Origin of the sequence: Bifidobacterium sp., from assembly GCF_022647885.1 — a bacterium.
In the GTDB taxonomy this organism is placed as follows: Bacteria; Actinomycetota; Actinomycetes; order Actinomycetales; family Bifidobacteriaceae; genus Bombiscardovia.
In genome coordinates this window covers 441,786-461,181 of record NZ_JALCLM010000001.1, presented here as the reverse complement: position 1 = coordinate 461,181, position 19,396 = coordinate 441,786, and the positions used below count along the sequence as shown (strand labels likewise).

Below are 19,396 nucleotides of genomic sequence, written 5' to 3'. Positions count from 1 at the left end.
CGCAATACAGTTCACCTTGGTGTTGAATGAACGCCTGCAACAGCGCTGTTGCATCACTTTGGGGGACATATGAACATACTTTTCTCATCCACAGATAATCAACAACACATCAGCATTGACCAGCAACATAGTGCACACAAAGCATCACACGCACGATGGTTACGGCTCGCAACAGTCATCATGTGCTCACTTACCGCGTTGAGCACCACTATCGCAACGCAACCACAGGCGCACGCAACAGAAAATACCACAGGAACAACCTCAACCATGACAAGCACCACAACAGACAGCCTAACGAGCAGCCAATTCGATCAGTTTTACCATTACAACACTCCACAAGGCTTTTTGAACGATATCCAGAGCATTTGGAAAGGCAGCGACGGATACTACCATTTCATGTATATCCAAAACCCTCTGTATAAACACGACGGGGACGGAACAGTTTGGTATCACGTCAAAACTCAAGACTTCGTGCACTACGAGAACGTTGGAGTTTCTATACCAAAATTCAACGGCGTATGGTTCTCAATGGCTACCGGAGCAATCATTAACAATGATCAAGGATTCTTCAAGGATCTACCTAAAACTGCACTGGTCGCCTATTTCACCAGTTATATAGAGGGTGTGCAAAAACAGTTTGTTGCATACTCAACTGATGAGGGGCAAAGCTTCACACCATATCGAGATTCTGCAATCATGAGTGCTCCCGATGATCATACTGACTTCAGAGATCCATATATGTTCTATGATTCCAGTTCAAAACATATGATGATGTATCTCGCCGAAGGGGATAAAATCGGCACTTATGCCAGTGAAGATGGCATCTCCTTTGACTATGTTGGCGCCACGATTTTGAACGCCGGCGCACTCAATGGCAAAGATTTAGGCACAGTCGAATGCCCAAACATCAAAACACTGCGAGACCCTGAAAGCGGAGAAGAAAAAACCATACTCTTCTTTGGCGCAAATGGGTATCAATATGGCACCACTACTGGCACGTATTACATGGTCGGCCATCTGGATGACAACAATATATTTATTCCCGAGCAACAACCCCAACGAGTCGACGACGGTTCAGACTATTACGGTGCCAATTTTATGCAAAGCAGTAACACACAAATCACTTCATTAGCCTGGATAGGAAATTGGGGTTATTCAGCCAAAGACATTAGCGACGATAATGGCATCACGTATAAACTGGGTTCGATAAGTTTGGCACGCCAACTAACCCTGACTGGCAAAGCTGGAGACTACTCACTAAGTAGCAGTTTCGTAGAACCTACTGCGCTATTTGAACAGGCTCTCACAGGCTCGGCAACCAGCATTACAGGCAACAAGAACCTGCTCAACATCACACGTCCGTCAGCGCAGAATGCTGAGTTGACCTTCACCAACGTTGACAACGCCAAAGCAGTCGACGGGCATATCACTGTGAAACTTGAACAACCAGACTCAACGGTAACTATCATTTACGACGCCGACAGCGGTTCATACACCGCTACCCGTTCAACAAGCCGGTTGACGGATGCGGATGCCATATACGAATACACCAAAGTAATCGCGGCGAAGGGCGGCGAAAGTTCACCGCACTCAGTTACCTTGCACATTGTGCAGGATCAAAGCAGCGTCGAATTCACCATAGAAGGAAGCGGTAAAACCTACACCATGCTCCGTTTGTCTACGGATAAACAGTCAACAATCAACGTGAATACCGACGGACAGAATGCACTGTCGTATACGCTAAACACCGTCAGCACTCCTGATGCGCAAAACTCATCCACAACCGAACCCACTTCAAACCCCAGCTCGACAGCTTCAACGAGCAATACTGCTGCGAAGACTACCAATTTGAAGGGTTCTCCTACACAAGCCGAACAAGAAGCAACCGTGCATGTCGCCAAGCAAAGTCTAAAACAACATACTCATGCAGCAGGAAATATGGCGAAGAAACTGGGCAACACCGGTAGCAGCATCGCTTGGCCACTAGGAATGAGTGGCATGCTTGCAGCAGTAGGTATCACCATTCTTCTCAAGGTACGCAAGGCATCACGACATGGCACATCACGGGACTTGCTGGCATTACATTCAGCCAGTTAGTAGGCACTATCAGGCAGCCTTATAGCCGGAATGGCGCACATGTAATAACAACACGTTGGCCACAACCTTTCGGGTTGTGGCCAACGTGCTACGAGAGTCAGGTGGATTTCTTTACCTGTTCATGGGATTCAATGTATGAATCCGAGTTATTACTGCACCTGTGCGCGAGCAATCTTTCCGGTGAAGGACTGCGATTCGTCGGCGTCAGCAGCTTCGCCCTTGTTCCAAGAGAACATGGCACGCAGCTTCGGGCCAACTTCCTCGATCTTCTCGTGGGAGTACTTCTCCTGCAGTTCCTTGAACTTAGGAGCTCCGGCGTTCTGATCGTCAATGAACTCCTTGGCGAAGGAACCATCCTGAATACGTCCCAGCTGGTAACGCATACGATCCTTGGTGGAGTCGTCGACAACCTTGGAGATGTAATCACCGTACTGGGCGGTATCGGAGCAGCTCCAACGAGCCTTGTTCAGGCCGCCTTCGTTCATCAGATCGACGAGCATCTTCAGCTCATGGCAGACCTCGAAGTAAGCAATCTCAGGCTGGTATCCAGCTTCGGTCAGCACCTCGAAGCCGCACTCGACTAGGTGGTTGATACCACCCATGAGTACGTCCTGCTCGCCAAAGAGATCGGTTTCGGTCTCTTCCTTGAAGGTCGTCTTGATAGCACCTGCGCGCAGAGCTCCCAGAGCCTTGGCATACGCAAGAGTAATTTCCCAACCATCACCGCGTGGGTCTTGCTCCACAGCAACAACCACAGGGACGCCACGGCCTGCCGCATACTCACGGCGGACGATATGTCCTGGTCCCTTAGGGGCAACCATGAATACAGGGTGATCTGCAGAAGGCTTGATGTAGCCGTAGTGGATGTTGAATCCATGAGCGAAGGCGACTGCTGCGCCCTCCTTGATATTGGGCTCGATGTCGTTCGTCCAGATGGTGCGCTGGTACTGATCAGGTGCCAGGATCATGATTACATCAGCCTCGGCGCTTGCCTCAGGAACGGACTTGACCTCAAGTCCCTGCTCCTTGGCAAACTCAACGGACTTCGAGTTCGGACGCAGCCCTACGACTACGTCAACACCGGAATCGCGCAGGTTCAGCGCATGTGCGTGCCCCTGTGAGCCGTAACCGATGATAGCCACTTTCTTTCCTTGAAGAACTGAAAGATCGCCATCCTGTTCATACCAGATTTGTGCTGCCATTATGAATGCACTACTCCTTATATTTTTTTCTCGGCAGAAATACGGTTGCTGCCATGCCGTTTGTTGTCGTGTACTTACAGTCGCTGTCTATCGGTGGAAACCCCGAGATTTTGTCTCGTTCGACTCCAACCGAAATAAAGTCTTATGGTAGCCGTTGTTGATTCTACCCGACTCTACCGTGCATACCCGCCCAAGTTCATTGTGTGGACTATATCAGGTTGACTAAATTGCGAAGATTGATTGTTTTTGACTATATGTTCGGTTGTAGTGATGCTTATGTCATTATTGAAATCCTTTGCCAGAAACCACCAGATAATCATTTCGGATGCCAACACCGGTGGAAGCTACCTACTAAAATCAACATCTTTAGTTTCATGGCAACTTAATACTGCTATCAAGCAGCACAATGCCATGAAAGCTAGGTATAGGCCTACTGAGCGCACACCCCAATGCGATGAGAGCCATGTGGCGATTGTCGGTACGAATGCTGCACCCACAATTGCTGCAAGGTTATAACCTATTCCGGCTCCTGAGTACCGAACGTTGGTTGGGAAAAGTTCGGGAAGCATTGCGCCAATTGGCCCGAAGGCTATGCCCATCAGAGCAAAACCGACACAGAGAAATACCATGACTTGCACAGTGTTGCGGTGATCCATCAATAAATATGGGAACAACAGACTAAACACCACCAACGCAATCGAACTAGCTATCAGTACTCTACGTCGACCCAAGCGGTCCGCATATACGCACGAAAGCACGATAAATACTGCGAATACCACGATGGATGCCATTAACATCAGCAAATATTCCTGGGTAGTGAACCCCAGACCACCGCCACCCTGACCTTTGGCTTTGGTGGCAAAAGCCAGTGACCATGTTGCCAAGGTATAGAACAATGTGTAGGTAACCGCTACGAGGAATGTCGCTTGCAACACTTGCTTCCAACTTTTGCGGAATACTTCAGCCAGTGGAGCTTTGACTACTTTCTGTTGCTCAAGTGCCATACGAAATATCGGTGTTTCTTCCATGTGCACACGAATTGTCAAACCGACGACAACAAGAACCGCTGACAGTAAGAATGGCACGCGCCAACCCCAGCTCAACATCTGCTCAGGCGTGCAAAACATCTCAAGTACAAAGAAGGTGCCATTCGATAGGAAGAAGCCAATGGGCGCTCCGAGTTCAGGGAAAGAGCCATACAGAGCTCTACGATTCGCAGGAGCATTTTCTGTGGCAACCAAAGCAGCGCCAGACCATTCGCCGCCCAATCCGATACCTTGTACAAATCGACAAATGCACAGTAATACGACCGAGAGCAATCCCCAACTGTTGTATGTGGGTAGAAGACCGATGAACACAGTAGCGCAACCCATCAGCAGCAGCGAAACTACAAGAGTGGTTTTGCGGCCCATGCGATCCCCGAAATGACCAAAAAGCAAAGAACCTAATGGTCTCGCAATAAAAGCGATAGCGAAGGTCAGTAACGATGCAAGCAGCCCCACAGTCGGGTTGGCTTCAGGGAAGAAAATCTTGGGGAAGTAATTCGCCGAAGCTGTGCCATAGGCATAGAAATCATAGAATTCAATGGCTGTACCTACCATCGAAGCACCAATTACAGTTTTTACTGAATCCCTCGCCAGCAGATCCATCTTCTGGTGCAGCGCAGATTGCGTTGTCGATTGCTCTACTGCTGTTCTTTGCTGTTGTGCAGTCGCTGTTTCGCCCTGCGCAAGGCTTGTATCAGCTGGTACATCGACTGTTGTCATCCTTGTCATCTCCTCATTCAGTATCGTTTGCCATATTTGACATGCGATACAACAAAACCCCGTGCAATTTACGGGGTTTATTGCTGAGAATGATGACGAACACTACTGAATGACGTATGTTTACGTGATTGAGGTGAATCGTCCGGTCTGCTCAGAACCCCGCTCTTCGTGGTGGGGTTGAACAGTTTGGAATGCTGTTTCAGTCCGCCAACGAAGACGGGCTAATAATTCGTGCGCATTCACTATGGGTATCAGCGAGGCAGTAATCAACATGTTGCAGATAACTCTTCATCATGTCACTCCTCACTTTCATGCCATAACCGGATGTTTATCAACCGGACTAGAGCAGACCATAGGTCTGAAGTACAGGAAAGCGCAGTGTCATGTCCACATAGTGGACATATTGGGAGTGCGTGGAAACTACAGCGAGTGTGCACATTCCCACACCACACTCCGAGAACGAGACTCCGCACACAGCAGTGTGCACATTCCCATTCCTTGTTAGTCCACTAAGGAAAACGCTATTTCACATTCCTAATACGCATAATGAGCACTGCAGCCATGAGCACCACAACTATTGCCGTTGGGAATATCCACATGTAGTTGCGACCTGACATCAGCACCACACCGGAAGCCAACATTGATCCCAACACTGTGCACAAGGTATTTGCTAAATTCAAAATGCCTAAGTCTTTACCAGCTTCTTCTGGATTCGGTAATACGGCAACATTCAGCGCCTGATCGATAGCGTTATAAACACCATAGCCAAATCCGGCTATGCCTGCGAAGAGGTACATGCCGAGAGCGTTCGGGAAGATCCAAGGCATTGCCACACCTACTGCAAATAAACAGCTCGAGAGAGATATTGGTATTTTTCGCATACCTAATTTATCAGAAATGGGACCCGCAACTAATGCTGCTACCAAGGACACCACTAAGGTGATAATCGACATTGTGGCGATGATTGTCGCTGCGTTGGTGGCCAAATGTGCTTCATCAAGACCGGAATCTTTCAGCACGTAATACTTCACGATGTACAGCTGATACATCGTAACCATGTTGTAACCGGCCATCATCAAAGTACGTCCGAACAACGCGTAATAGAAATCAGGCGCGTTCTTCGGGGGCTGGAAACTCAGCAACAACATCTTCATGCTGAAAGGCTTTCGCACCGTGGTGACACTCGAGCGCTCTTTGGGCCACACCATAACGGTGACAATACCGATTATGGCAAACACAGCAGCCCCCATGAAGAAACCACCCTGAATATGACCGATGAGCTGGGAACCAATCAAGGAACCCAATGTCTGCCCGACTGCTATACCCGCACCATAAAATCCAGAAACTGTGCCACGAACTTTATCAGGTACGCGGTCGGACATCGTGGCCACAAAAGGTGCCAGCATCATGTTGTAGCCGATTTGAGCCGTGCACCATAAGACCAGAATCATGGTTTGTGAGTTTGTAAAAGCAATGCCGAAGATGCATAGACCCGTGAGCAAGCCACCACCAATAATCCATGGTGAGCGTTTACCAAAACGCGAACGAGTCAAATCTGACAGAGTACCAAACACCACATTCGACAGCAGTGCAACCACAGAACCAACAGCGTTGATAGTGCCAATCATGGCTTCGCGCGTACTTGAATCAATTTGGTCAAGCAACTGAGGAAGAATTAATGAGCTCAGAGCCACCCATGGAATCGCACAAGCAACGGCACTAAGAGTGAAGCCAACGGTTAATCTGATGATCTCTTTGCGGTTAGGTCGATGACCGTCAGCGCTTACCATGGGGTCACGCATATCCATAAAGGCTGATTCTTTATCAGGAACAGCCGCGTCTATCGAATGCGAAGGCGACACAGCCCCTGCAGCCGCAACAGCCGGAGCAGTTTCCGCAACCATCCGTATCCCCTGAGTTTCAGGTTGTGCAGCTGAGGGAGTGGATACTCTCATATGCAGATCTGGTGGAATAACTTGCCGATCTTCATCTGATTTGCCCGATGTATTACCGTTATTTCCCTCGTTGCCGTGCTTATCAGACACGTTTCCTCCAAAGAACATCACGAGATTGGCGCCACAAAATGCTTCTGCATTCGCTTACATCGGTATTGTGGCGCCTAATCATTAATCTATTTGTGGTGGGTTCGACAGCAAATCGTCACTGCTGTGCGCTCCGGAATTATCAGTCCACGCCAACTTCGTTATGGCCTCATGATTGCCTGGCGCAAAAGTGAGCTGAGCTGAACTGTGCTCACCAGACCAAGCAAGTTCGATGGTTTCTCCTTGAACGCCGAAGGAGAATTCTCCGTCGAACGCATCGAGAGTATTTCTCAGATGGCAGAGAGCGTTCAGCGACTGAACAACTGGACGTTTCAGGTTTTCGTCAATCTCTTCAGACGTGTAGTAATGACGGTTGATATCACGACCGTTATTTGTCTTTTTCAACAGATCCATGTCGTTCTCACCGGCGAGTGCGCCCACGTAATACACCTGTGGAACACCTGGGAGGAAGAATTGCACCGCTCGCGCCGCTAAGTATTCTCGATCGTCAGCTCCAAGTGCGGAGTAGAAGGTGGAATTAACTTGGTACAAGTCCAAATTTGATGCAGCTGCACCGGTAGCTTCAGCACTTTGTCCATGAGTACGTTCGTGGATCGTTTCTACCAGCTGATCCACGGCCTCATCGCTGATTAATCCTTGCTTGCTACGATCCATCTGGTCAGGACCAATATCGATCACGCCGATGCCATCGTGAGTATCTAACACGGTTACCGCATTTGTTGGACGTATGGATACCCATTTTGCCAGCGGTCCCACAGTCCCAGTGAAGAGAGAGTGCAAGAGCAGTGGTGGCAATGCGAAGTCATAAACCCAATCGACCTTGCTCGCAATCTCTACTTGTTTCTTGTAATAAGAATGCACCTCAATGAGTATTTCCAGCCCACGCTTCGCAGCCTCTTCGCGCAAACGACCAATGAGCTGGAAAGTCTTCGGAGTCATAAAACAACTAGTGCCGGATTCCTTGGCTCCATAGCCAACAGCATCGAGTCTGAGAGACGAAACGTGAGATTGCCCCATTTTGTCGAGAATTGACATCAAATATGCCCAACCCTCAGCCGAATCGGTATCAACATCAACTTGCTGTGGTGTGAAAGTGGTCCAGACCAACCGAGTTTTGCCATTGAAATTGTAATGAGTGAATGGCAGACCAGGGCGAGGACGGTAAATATCTGTCAACTCATCCTCAGTGGCGCCCTCTGGGAATATTGAACTCATCGTAAGGAACATAGGATAGTAGGGAGAATCCTCTCCCTTGGCAAGCACATCCTGGAATTGCGCCGACTTCCAACTCACATGATTAACAATGGCATCAACCATGATGCTGTGCGTCTTCGAAAGCTCAGCAACATCATTCCATGAGCCCAATCTCGGATCTACTGCCGTGTGATCCATAGGGTCGAAGCCAGCGTCAGCCCCGTCGAAGGGAGTAAAAAATGGAAGGATGTGCACACCTTCATATGCACCTGCGAATTTGCTTCGCAACTGCTCTGTCATTGACTCAATCGTTCCTTCGCCAAGTCGATTGGCGTAGGTGATGAGCTGTACTTTGTTCAGCATCGGACCTCCTTGTTCGTTAGCGAAACGGTCACATCGTTGTGTGCAACGTCATTCGTATGCAACATGTCTCTTTACGCAGTATTCAGACCTTGCGTATCAGACACGCGAACAATTGTATCGAACCGGTTCGACAGCCTTAGATATGCACCTACTGCCTTTGTTAGAGTTGAGGTTAAGCTGTAACTCCACATGAGCGCACAGGGCATACAGGAGCTACATATCCACCGAAAATGTTGCGTGACTCGGTGTGCACAAATCTGTACCTTCACCGCACAATAAATACATCACTCGATAAGAGGAAAATTGGAAATCAATCCGTCTGAGGGTGCGAACCGAGCAACAATCCGCGGATTGCCTCATTCCAGCGTGTAGTCTGCCCCATTTTAATCTTCATCGGTACTGTATGGCCAAGCGTTCCTGCGACGCTGATTTCGTGATACGAGCTATCGTCTGTAGCACGGGCAGAGTCTTCGGCCTGCGTAGGGACAGACGCTGACTGTACCTTGTCAACAGTGCCGTTCGAATCTTTGGCAGCATTCCTCGTTCCAACACTCTGAGCATCAGTATTGATGGTTTCTAGCATGGCATCTGAAAGTTTTTTCGCGATACCAGGGAAGTCTTGCAGAATACTGGTGATTTTCATCCCAGCAGCGTCAGTAACATACGTACCATCGTAAGCAAGAATTTGCATGGATTCGGGAATGCGCATTCCTCTTCTCAGTGCCTCTTGAACGCAGAAGGCTGCGGCAAGATCCGGTGCCATAATCGCATCAGCGTCGGGGTAGCGCTCAAAAACTTGCCGAGCTACACGTTCAAATTGCGAGAGATCAGCAACGGAAGGAATCTCCATATAGTCGTAACGAATACCAGCCGCTTCTAGCACCGATTCAAATGCTAATTGGTATCTCACAGGCGGAAAGGTGCTGCGATGCTTGGTATTACCGGAGGTATCTGACTGCTGAGTGGTCTCAAGCGCAGGACTTAGCACGTTGAGATTTTCACCAGCACTGGAGTCATCTGCAGCGTCGTGGAACCGTGAGCGCGGCCCTCCTATCTCGACCACATGCCGCACACCAGTAAGTGCAAAAAGCGATGCAGCTAATTCTCCACCCTGCTCATGATCAGACCCCACAGAGGGAATGCTTGCGCCCAGCGATCTGTCAAAAGCCACTACTGGACGCTCTATTGAAGTCCAATAGTCATGTGGATAGTCAGTATGTGCGCCAAGGATTATGCCGTCCAACATACGTCGCCTGAGCATATCGACGTACGGCGCCTCGCCTTCACCGATATCAAAAGTGGAACACAGCATGGTGTACAGGCCATGCTTGGCAAATACTTGTTGCAGATACGCAGTGAGAGTTGCAAAGAAAGGGTGCTGGATTGTTGGTACTATCACGCCGATAATATGCGAACGCCCGTGATAAAGATTCCGCGCCAACTCATTAGGGACATAATCCAGTTCGTGCATCGCATTCTCCACGCGCACACGCATCTGATCAGAAACATATCCGTTCTCGTTGACAACCAACGACACCGTGCTCAGCGCGACGCCTGCCTTTTTGGCCACATCACGCATGCCAACCATAACACTGCCTTTCCATGAGTTGAGGACCGCCAAGCCTCGACTGTTCTTTCATGAATTGTAATCCACAGCAAGAATCTTTGCTGTTTTCCTCAGCAGCCTATGTCTGTTCTACACAAGGAGCTCCTCAGCAAGAATCTGTATGTTGCCATCTCTGCATCTCAATGAGTTGAGGGTTGGGGTGTGACGTTTGCACTACAACGTCACACCCCAACCCTCAACTCATTATTAATTAACGCTCTGCGCTGCTGCCGTACTTTCGTGCATTGCCAAGAGCATTAGCATTTGGCATCAATCAGCTCTTCGGCACTTCACCTTCCTGCGAGCGGCTGTACACCGGCTTGTTAGCTGAATCGAACTTATAGATACCGATGGAAGCAGAGCCTGGATCATTATTACTATTGAACGGTCCGATACCTGCCAAGCCGACATATTGAATGTCCTTCTTGTCTTTAATCAAAGCGGAGCATGCCTTGAATGTGGTGCACTTCTCCCCACCGTCGGCACCCGAGACAGCGGCCAAATTCTTCTGAACGGTCTCTCCATCTACAGCGCCACCCTTTTCTGCTGCAAGAGCAGCAAGCACAATGCCGTCATAGGTTTCTGCTGAATATGTGAAATCTGACAGTTTAGGTTCGATTCCCTGCAAACGCTTTTGGAAATCATCGCTGGGATGTGCGCCAGGAATGGTTCCCTGAGCCCCTTCAAGGAATCCTGCATCGAAGTCAGCTGAGTAATCTGCAGTATTACCGTCAGTCATATACAGTTTCGTTTTGGTATCAAGTCCTTGGCTGCTCATTTCCTTCAGCAACTGCTTGGTCTGGTCAAATGCGATAACCAATACTGCGTCAGGATTGGTGGCTTTAATTGAAGTAACCAACGATGAGAAGTTCGTTTCTGTTGGGTCGAATGTATCGCTCTCGCCATACACCACATCCACGCCAGCGTCCTTAAGACTGTTGACAATCACTTTGCGCAGACCCGTACCGTATTCTTCGTTAAAGACTGCAATAGCGAGCTTTTGTACACCATCCTGAGCAATCAAACTACTCAGTACAGCGCCCTGTACTGAATCTGGCGGAACAGTACGGAAGAAATACGGGCTGATACCAGAAAGTGACGGCGAGGTTGCACCCATAGAAATCATCGGGACCTTCGCCTCGGTCACTGCTTTATACGTGTTCTTGACCACCGAGCTAGATGCTGGACCCATCACCACTGAGGGGTTCTTGGACAACACGGACTGCGCTGCAGTGGTGTTTTGATCAGCGTGGTCAGCATCGGAGACATCAGCGCTAACCTCTTTAACATCCTTGCCAAGCACACCGCCAGCTGCATTAATGTCTTTAATGGCCAAGTCTGCCGCAGAGGTCTCTGCCGGCCCTAAGTATGCCAATGATCCGGTGAGCGGGAACAGCCCGCCGACAACGAACTGCCCATCCGAGGATGAACTTGAGCTAGATGCGCTACCAGATCCTCCGCATGCTGAAAGCCCCATCACCAATGCAGCCATTGATGCAGTGGCAGTCACTACTAACGATCTATTCTTTCGCATATTAACATCACCATTCCCTCTCTGTTTTCTCCCTGACCCTCAGTGTTGGAAGTGCAATCAACGCTCACCAGCGGTACACCATTGGGGTATGGAAACAATTTCTCTGAATGTGACCATGCAAATCAGATTAGGAGCCGCTTGCAACGGTTGCGTGTACCTCATATTTCTTGAAGATGAAGTACGAAAACTGTTGGAAACACAAGGAAAATCCGTTATCGGGCATGCTGAAATCCAGCCTGTGAATGATGAAAATTCATAGGCTGGACTCAATAGATGAATCATCTCTTAAAACAATGAAGCAGATTCACCAGAGATTCAGCGACCTTCCTCTTCGACTGTTTCCTCCAAATTCCCCAAGTAGAGAGAAATAACTTTCGGGTCATTCAGCAGCTCACGACCACGTCCGGAATAAGCGTTGCGGCCCTGATCGAGAACGTATCCACGGTCACATATTTGTAGGCATCGCCTTGCATTCTGTTCCACGATGATGACACTGACTCCGGCCTTGTTGACCTGACGAACACGAATAAAAGTTTCGTCTTGTAGCATTGGGCTCAATCCAGCCGACGGCTCATCGAGTAATAGCACTGAAGGCTTCATCATCAATGCCCGCCCCATGGCCACCATCTGACGTTCACCACCAGAAAGTGATCCTGCAGTCTGATCTTTTCGCTCACCTAATCGAGGGAAAATTGACGTGACATAATCAAAACGTTCCACAAACAGCTGCGGACTTTGATATGCTCCCATCTGCAAATTCTCTCTGACTGTCAGGCTTGGGAAGACATTCTCAGTTTGCGGCACAAAGCCAACACCCATTGACACTAATTTGTCTGCTCGCAAATTAGTGATGGCTTCGCCGTGAAGCAATAGCGAACCTGACTTGACATGAACCAAGCCGAATAACGCTTTCAATAAGGTAGATTTCCCTGCTCCATTAGGCCCGATAATCCCAACAATCTCACCTTGATGTAGCGAGAGTGAAGCTCCATTAAGAATATTGACTCCGGGTAAATAGCCCGCGACCAAATCCACGGCATCCAACAAGGGTTCACCCTCTGGCTCACCGACATGGACAGTTGCTCTATCTATTTGTTCCTCAACTACTGCTGCCATAGCACACCCTCCTACTCCATGTCCTGCAGAACGCTGTCATCACCAAGATCAATGTTTGCGTGAGCACCAAGATATGCGTCTACCACAGCTTGATCATCCATAACTGATTGCGGTGGACCTTCAGCAACAATGCGTCCTTCAGCCATAACTGTTACCCAGTCAGCGATATGACGAACCATATTCATATCGTGCTCAACAAAGAGCACTGTGGTGCCATCGTCGCGTAAGGAGACGATATGGTCCAACAAGGATTGCTTCAACGCAGGGTTTACACCAGCCATTGGTTCGTCAAGCATCACCAATTTCGGCTTACTCATCAATGCTCTGGCCATCTCTAACAACTTGCGTTGACCACCTGAAAGCGAGCCAGCATAGTCATCCTTCTTTTTCAGTAATAAGAATCTATCAAGCAGCTGCTCAGCTTGTTCGGTGATTTCGCGCTCACGATTTTTCCATAAACTTGGAATCAACGACCTCAGCATGCCTTCCCCTGGCTGATCCGGAGCACCTAGAAGCATGTTCTGCAATACAGTCAGCCTGTTCATCACCTTGGTTAACTGGAAGGTACGAACCATACCCATTCGAGCAACCTTCTCCGATGAGACCGTGGAGAGATTGTTGCCATCAAATTGCCACGAACCTGAATCTGGGGTATCGAAGCCTGTCATTAAATTGAAAAATGTGGTTTTACCAGCGCCATTCGGGCCTATTAATGCGGTAATACCATGACGCTCTATTTCAAAATGTTTCACATCAACTGCTGTAATACCACCGAACTTTCTGGTCACATCGTCTGCCACCAAGATAGAATCCGGCTTATGAGCCCCAGGAGTGTGCTCCACGAAAGAGAGATCTCTTACCACTTGAGCACTATACGAAGTAGCGCCCGATTGATTGCTCTCTGACGGCATCTGTTCTGCGGTCTGGTTTGCGCTCTGGTCTGGTAATGACATACCGCCAGGTGTGATTTGAGTATCAGACATTGAATGCCAGCTCCCTTCTGTCTCCCAACAGGCCTTGCGGTCTAAATATCACCAGACACATCAGCGCCACACCGACAATCACCCACCCCAACGCTTCAATTTGATTTGAGGAAAGTAAATTCTCGGATATTGTTCCACGCATGAATTCTTTGATGAAGGTCAACATCACCCACAACAAACACGAGCCAAGCACGGGACCAAATATGGATGCTGCACCGCCAAGCAACAGGATGGTCCACACGTAGAAGGTGACCTGTCTACCTAATGAATCAGGTTGCACAGAGCGAGGTAGGACAAAAATAATTCCCGCTAATGCACCGAACGCACCGCCAAGAAATAGCGATTGCAATTTGAATTTCGTCACAGACTTGCCTAGAGATCGCAAGGCATTTTCATCTTCACGAATACCTTTAAGCACACGACCCCATGGAGACTTGAACCATCTCCACACCAAAATCGCTGCTATGAGCACTAAAGTCCACGAAACGATTCTGATCCACCAAGAATCGGCAATATTGTTGGAATATGTCCACAACCACAGAGTTGAACTACCAGATGGGAGCGGTGAAGAATTCTCGAATTGCGTAGTGAAATCTTGAGGTGAAATTCCTCCTGAACCGCCTGTTATCGAGGTCATAGATGTTGATCTAGCCACAATACGTATGATCTCCGCTGAAGCTAGCGTGACCATCGCTAGGTAATCCGGTCCAAGCTTCAACGTTGGTATTCCTAGTAACACCGCATAAATAGCAGCCAAAGCTAGAGCAGCGAGCAATGAAGCAAATAGATTCCATCCCATGCTCTGGGTTATTGCAAAACCGTAGGCGCCCAAAAGCATGAAACCAGCCTGCCCCATATTCATCAATCCGGTCATGCCGAAGTGAACGTTAAGGCCTATCGCTGCAAGCACATACGCCGCCGTAGTTGGAGCAATGAGCTGAGCGAAAGCATTGGTAAAAATTGTCATCCAATCCATCGCTGACCTCCTTTCACTGTGCATCCATCATTTGACTTGTCGCTGCATATATCGACCGGTAGCAATATGACACGTGTCTCAAAGAACACCACCGACCTCTGCTCTGTCGTTATTCTCGTCATCTCAGCCCACCCTCTGTTGTTTGCCGAACAGACCCTGTGGTCGAATGAGCAGCACAATAATCAAAATCGCCAGGGCACTTACATAGCGCATGTCATTTGGAATAACTAAAGAACTCATATCGGCGACTATGCCGATAATCAACGAACCTACCAAAGCGCCATTAGCTGTTCCTAAACCGCCTAAGGTGACCGCTGAGAACATCAGTAACAGCACCAGAGCACCGGTATTCCAAGCGATACCATTCAGGTAAATACCGATAAGCACACCAGCGAGTGCTGCCAAGGCCGTCGAAATAATCCAAACAATACGTACTACGCGTTCAACGTTGATACCCGATGCCGAAGCAAGTGCAGGATTGTCCGAAACAGCACGGGTAGCTCGCCCAAGTCTGGTGCCGTATAAGAACAAGGAGAAGGCAATAATCACCGCGAGTGCAATACCTGCAAGAATTAATGTTGTTGCATCTGTGGTAATCGGCCCAATCTGGAATCCCTTCGGAACGGTGGTAGTGATGCCTTTAACATCACCGCCGAAGAAGAATTGGAACACATATTGCAGTGCCATAGATAAGCCGATGGTTACAATCATCTGTTGTGTCGGTCCAACTCTTTTTTTACGTAATGGGCTCCAGACCAGCTCATTTTGTATCCACCCTGTAAGAGCCCCCACTGCTACAGCAAATATTGCAGAAACCACCAAAGGCCAATGTAAGAGCTGCGTTCCCACATATGCCATCAAACCGCCTAATGAAACTTGTTCTCCATGCGAGAAGGAGCTGAGCTTCGTGGTTCCATAGACTAAATTCATGCCTACTGACATCAGGCCAAGCATCAGGCCAAAAATGACCCCGCTGAAGAGCTGCTGCCAGAACCGAGACATAAAGTTCGAAAACGCGCTTTCAGTAGTTTGCGACGTTGATTGATCAGCACTAGTAGATGATGAACTACTACCTGATGATGAGCTACTACCTGAGCTCTCATCTGATGACGCTTGCACTTCATCAAATCTCACAACCTGCCGAGCTTTAGAAAAATCTCCCTTTTTGACTTCTACCGTGGCTGTTTCTGCTTTCAACCCGTGCTCTTGCACCACAGTAGACGGTATTGAAACTTTGTATTCTCCGTCAGCTGTGACTGAGAACGCCCATTTTCCGGCCGAATCAGTTTTTGTGGTGGCGCTTTCAGAACCCTCCAAAGTGACTTCTACGTCTGCGAGTGGGGCTTTTGCTGAATCCTGCAAGACACCATTCACGCATCCGTTGCTACTTGTAGGGTTACAGGTGGTGACCGCTTCTGCGGCGGCTGCAGTAACTGGGTTCGCACCAAACAACAACACCATGGCGGCAATCGCTAGCCCGGCACATACCAAGGCAGGGCGAAATGCTCTCCTCTTTGAAACATATGCAATCATATGGCTCCCTCCGATGGGCTTTAACCTAAGAGACGGAAGTCCCTATCTGGTTGCACCTATATTTCTCGGATATTACGAAGCGAAGGGATTGGAAACATATCTGAACGACATGCCGACTATTACATCAACCGCTACACCTGACACTGCTAGCAGAATATTGCGAGCACTCACCCAACGGGAATATACAAAAAGTCCCTAAAGCACAAGGGCATTAGGGACTTTGACGACATCACTGCTGTTAACGGAAGACAGACGTTAACAGCTCATGTATCAGCGCATTAGTCGATAAGTGAATGCATAGAAACAATCTGGTCTCTACCAGGTCCTGTTCCGATAGCAGAAATCCGGCATGTGGACAGTTCTTCAAGCCTTCTGACGTAATCCTTGGTCTTTTGAGGGAAATCTGCAAAGTCATGGAGCTGCGAAATATCTTCATTCCAACCAGGCATTTCCTCATAGATAGGCACTGCAGAGGCGAACTCAGCTTGGTCTGTTGGCATATCGTGGACTGTGGCATGAGAACCATCAGCAAGTGTTACGTCATATCCAGTACAAATCGGAATCGATTCAAGACCGGTCAACACATCAAGCTTGGTCAGCACAATATCAGTCAAACCGTTAACCTGTGCAGCATAACGATTCACTAAGGCATCGAACCACCCACAACGCCTTGGTCTTCCTGTGGTCACACCAAACTCGTGCCCTTGTGCGCGTAACCACTCCCCTGAAGCATCGTTGAGTTCCGTTGGGAATGGTCCTTCGCCAACTCGAGTGATATATGCCTTGGAGACGCCAATTACCCGACTGATTTTAGTCGGTCCTACGCCAGTACCAGTGCACGCACCTCCAGCGGTGCAGTTGGACGATGTCACAAAGGGATAGGTCCCGTGATCGACATCTAGCATGGTGGCCTGTCCACCCTCAAATAGCACTGTTTTGCCATCATCCAAGGCTGAATTCAATACCAATGAAGTATTGGAAACATAAGGCTTTAAACGTTCTGCTACTGACAGCAGCTCATCTACAATGGCGTCAACATCCACAGCTCTACGGTTGTATAGCTTGACAAGCATCTGATTCTTCTGATGCAGACTTGCCTCAACCTTGTCATGCAAATGCTGAGGATTAAACAAATCATGCACACGTATACCAACGCGGTTGACCTTATCAGCGTACGCAGGTCCTATGCCGCGCCCTGTGGTGCCAATCTTGTGCTTGCCAAGGAAACGCTCAGTCACTTTATCGAGCGTGCGGTGATATGGCGTAATAATGTGAGCAGATTCGCTCACTAATAGTCGGCTGCAATCCACCCCTCGCGATTCCAGACCGTCTATTTCTGCAAAGAGTGCTTCAGGGTCGACAACCACACCGTTGCCAACAACAGGAGTCACATTGGGATGGATGATGCCAGAAGGCAACAGATGAAGTGCGTAAGTCTGATCACCAACCACAACGGTATGACCAGCATTGTTGCCACCGTTAAATCGGGCTACATAATCAACTTTGTCGCCGATAAGATCCGTGGCTTTGCCTTTGCCTTCGTCACCCCACTGGGCACCGATGAGAACGATTCCGGGCATACTGCACCTCCATTCGTGCGGCGGGGACACCCCATCCGCCACAACGAGAATACCCCGATGCATGGAGCTATCTTCTCATCGGATGCCCTTAACTCGCGTCTGAAATTGATATGCACGGTAATCCTGTATGCACGACTCACGTTTATCTGCCTCGCAAACAACACAAGACTGCATACACGAACACCTCGAGCCGATGCAGCTTATACGCACACTGGTGCTTAATATTGCTTCTCGTATACAAACACCGAATCAGTCTAGAGCGTGACCTGCGCTGCCTAACTCTTGACACGCTTCTACCACGCGCTGTGCCATGGCACTCTCGCCTTGTTTGCCCCACGATCTGGGGTCATACTGTTTCTTCTCGCCTACTTCTCCATCAATTTTTAGCACCTTATCGTAGTTGGCAAACATATGACCAGCCACAGCTCGAGTAAATGCATACTGCGTATCCGTATCAATATTCATCTTTACGACGCCGTTACGCACAGCCAACGCAATATCTTCAGCAGAAGAGCCTGAACCACCATGGAATACCAACATAAAAGGTTTATCTGTGTTGGAAAGCTCAGCGGCAGCAGCACCTTCGATACGACCTTCTGATACGGCTGCCAAGGTTTCGCGTTGAATATCTCCAAGAATGTCTGGCCGCAACTTCACAAAACCTGGTTTATACGCACCGTGCACATTACCGAAAGTAAAAGCAGCGATATATCGTCCCTGTTCACCAAGTCCCAAGCGTCTTGCCACGCGAATGGCATCATCTGGAGTTGAGTATAATTTCGCATTTGCCGACGCACGATGACCATCTTCTTCGCCACCAACTGCGCCTATCTCGATCTCTAATATAGTGTGCGCTGCTTGCGACTTATCTAACAATTCCTCAGCTATATCAAGATTCTGCTCAAGCGGCACGGTTGAACCATCCCACATATGGGATTGAAAAGCCGGTTCCTGTCCGTGAGCAATCTGATCGGCTTCGTATGCCAGCAAAGGACGCACCCATTCGTCCAGATATTGCACGGCGCAGTGATCAGTGTGCAGAGCCACTGTGATGTGCGGATAGCGTTTGGCAACTTCTCTGGCAAATGCCGCAAGAGCTAAAGACCCCGTCACCCGATTACCGACTGCCTGTCCGGAAAGATATGCAGCTCCTCCAACAGAAACCTGAATAATGCCATCAGACTCGGCTTGCGCAAAACCTTGGAGTGCGGCGTTAAGCGTCTGAGTACTGGTGACATTAATGGCAGGGTATGCATATCCTCCGCTTCTGGCGGCTTCAAGCATGTGAGCGTAACGCTCGGGTGTGGCAATAGTCATACCCTCATTATCCACTGCGCGTGAAACAACTCTTCGTTGACCCTGATATATACGTTCCTACTGTGG

Annotated in this window: 13 protein-coding genes and 1 pseudogene; 2 read left to right on the top strand and 12 right to left on the bottom strand. The window is 48.9% G+C overall.

Annotated elements, in window-relative coordinates; genetic code table 11:
- The first annotated feature begins 69 nt into the window (after positions 1 to 69).
- On the top strand, positions 70 to 2,097 hold the full coding sequence (locus tag LKI20_RS01860) for a glycoside hydrolase family 32 protein (RefSeq protein WP_291769082.1): 2,028 nt from the start codon (positions 70 to 72) through the stop codon (positions 2,095 to 2,097).
- A gap of 149 nt (positions 2,098 to 2,246) precedes the next feature.
- On the opposite strand, the gene ilvC is transcribed toward LKI20_RS01860, so the two are convergent.
- The 6 genes and pseudogenes from ilvC to LKI20_RS01830 form a co-directional block, all read right to left on the bottom strand.
- Positions 2,247 to 3,299: a ketol-acid reductoisomerase gene (gene ilvC / locus LKI20_RS01855; protein ID WP_291769079.1), complete on the bottom strand. Its 1,053-nt coding sequence runs from the start codon at positions 3,297 to 3,299 to the stop codon at positions 2,247 to 2,249.
- A 344-nt stretch (positions 3,300 to 3,643) separates the two neighbouring features.
- Complete coding sequence (locus tag LKI20_RS01850) at positions 3,644 to 4,948, bottom strand: MFS transporter (RefSeq protein WP_291773304.1); 1,305 nt, start codon at positions 4,946 to 4,948, stop codon at positions 3,644 to 3,646.
- Between the two features lie 638 nt (positions 4,949 to 5,586).
- Positions 5,587 to 7,020 (bottom strand): MFS transporter, encoded by a 1,434-nt coding sequence (locus tag LKI20_RS01845; RefSeq protein ID WP_291773302.1) that lies wholly within the window; start codon positions 7,018 to 7,020, stop codon positions 5,587 to 5,589.
- Positions 7,021 to 7,191: 171 nt separating this feature from the next.
- On the bottom strand, positions 7,192 to 8,685 hold the full coding sequence (gtfA, locus tag LKI20_RS01840; protein ID WP_291769076.1) for a sucrose phosphorylase: 1,494 nt from the start codon (positions 8,683 to 8,685) through the stop codon (positions 7,192 to 7,194).
- Between the two features lie 565 nt (positions 8,686 to 9,250).
- Positions 9,251 to 10,273 (bottom strand): annotated as a pseudogene (locus LKI20_RS01835) (LacI family DNA-binding transcriptional regulator); the annotation flags it as partial.
- Between the two features lie 292 nt (positions 10,274 to 10,565).
- Positions 10,566 to 11,825 carry an ABC transporter substrate-binding protein gene (locus LKI20_RS01830; RefSeq protein ID WP_291769070.1) on the bottom strand — a complete coding sequence of 420 codons (1,260 nt, stop codon included), beginning with the start codon at positions 11,823 to 11,825 and terminating at the stop codon, positions 10,566 to 10,568.
- 88 nt (positions 11,826 to 11,913) lie between these two features.
- Here LKI20_RS01830 and LKI20_RS01825 point away from each other — a divergent pair, with 88 nt between their 5' ends.
- Complete coding sequence (locus tag LKI20_RS01825) at positions 11,914 to 12,084, top strand: hypothetical protein (protein WP_291769066.1); 171 nt, start codon at positions 11,914 to 11,916, stop codon at positions 12,082 to 12,084.
- Between the two features lie 56 nt (positions 12,085 to 12,140).
- Here LKI20_RS01825 and LKI20_RS01820 read toward each other — a convergent pair whose 3' ends face one another.
- From LKI20_RS01820 to fbaA, 6 genes are all read right to left on the bottom strand, one after another.
- Positions 12,141 to 12,941 (bottom strand): ABC transporter ATP-binding protein, encoded by an 801-nt coding sequence (locus tag LKI20_RS01820; protein WP_291769064.1) that lies wholly within the window; start codon positions 12,939 to 12,941, stop codon positions 12,141 to 12,143.
- A gap of 11 nt (positions 12,942 to 12,952) precedes the next feature.
- Positions 12,953 to 13,852 carry an ABC transporter ATP-binding protein gene (locus tag LKI20_RS01815; protein ID WP_291773300.1) on the bottom strand — a complete coding sequence of 300 codons (900 nt, stop codon included), beginning with the start codon at positions 13,850 to 13,852 and terminating at the stop codon, positions 12,953 to 12,955.
- A gap of 64 nt (positions 13,853 to 13,916) precedes the next feature.
- Positions 13,917 to 14,900: a branched-chain amino acid ABC transporter permease gene (locus LKI20_RS01810; RefSeq protein WP_291769060.1), complete on the bottom strand. Its 984-nt coding sequence runs from the start codon at positions 14,898 to 14,900 to the stop codon at positions 13,917 to 13,919.
- 123 nt (positions 14,901 to 15,023) lie between these two features.
- Positions 15,024 to 16,433, bottom strand: a complete 1,410-nt coding sequence (locus tag LKI20_RS01805) for an ABC transporter permease subunit (protein ID WP_291769057.1) — start codon at positions 16,431 to 16,433, stop codon at positions 15,024 to 15,026.
- A gap of 278 nt (positions 16,434 to 16,711) precedes the next feature.
- Positions 16,712 to 18,013 (bottom strand): adenylosuccinate synthase, encoded by a 1,302-nt coding sequence (locus tag LKI20_RS01800; protein WP_291769054.1) that lies wholly within the window; start codon positions 18,011 to 18,013, stop codon positions 16,712 to 16,714.
- A gap of 249 nt (positions 18,014 to 18,262) precedes the next feature.
- Positions 18,263 to 19,330: a class II fructose-bisphosphate aldolase gene (gene fbaA / locus LKI20_RS01795; protein WP_434734897.1), complete on the bottom strand. Its 1,068-nt coding sequence runs from the start codon at positions 19,328 to 19,330 to the stop codon at positions 18,263 to 18,265.
- Between the last annotated feature and the right edge of the window lie 66 nt (positions 19,331 to 19,396).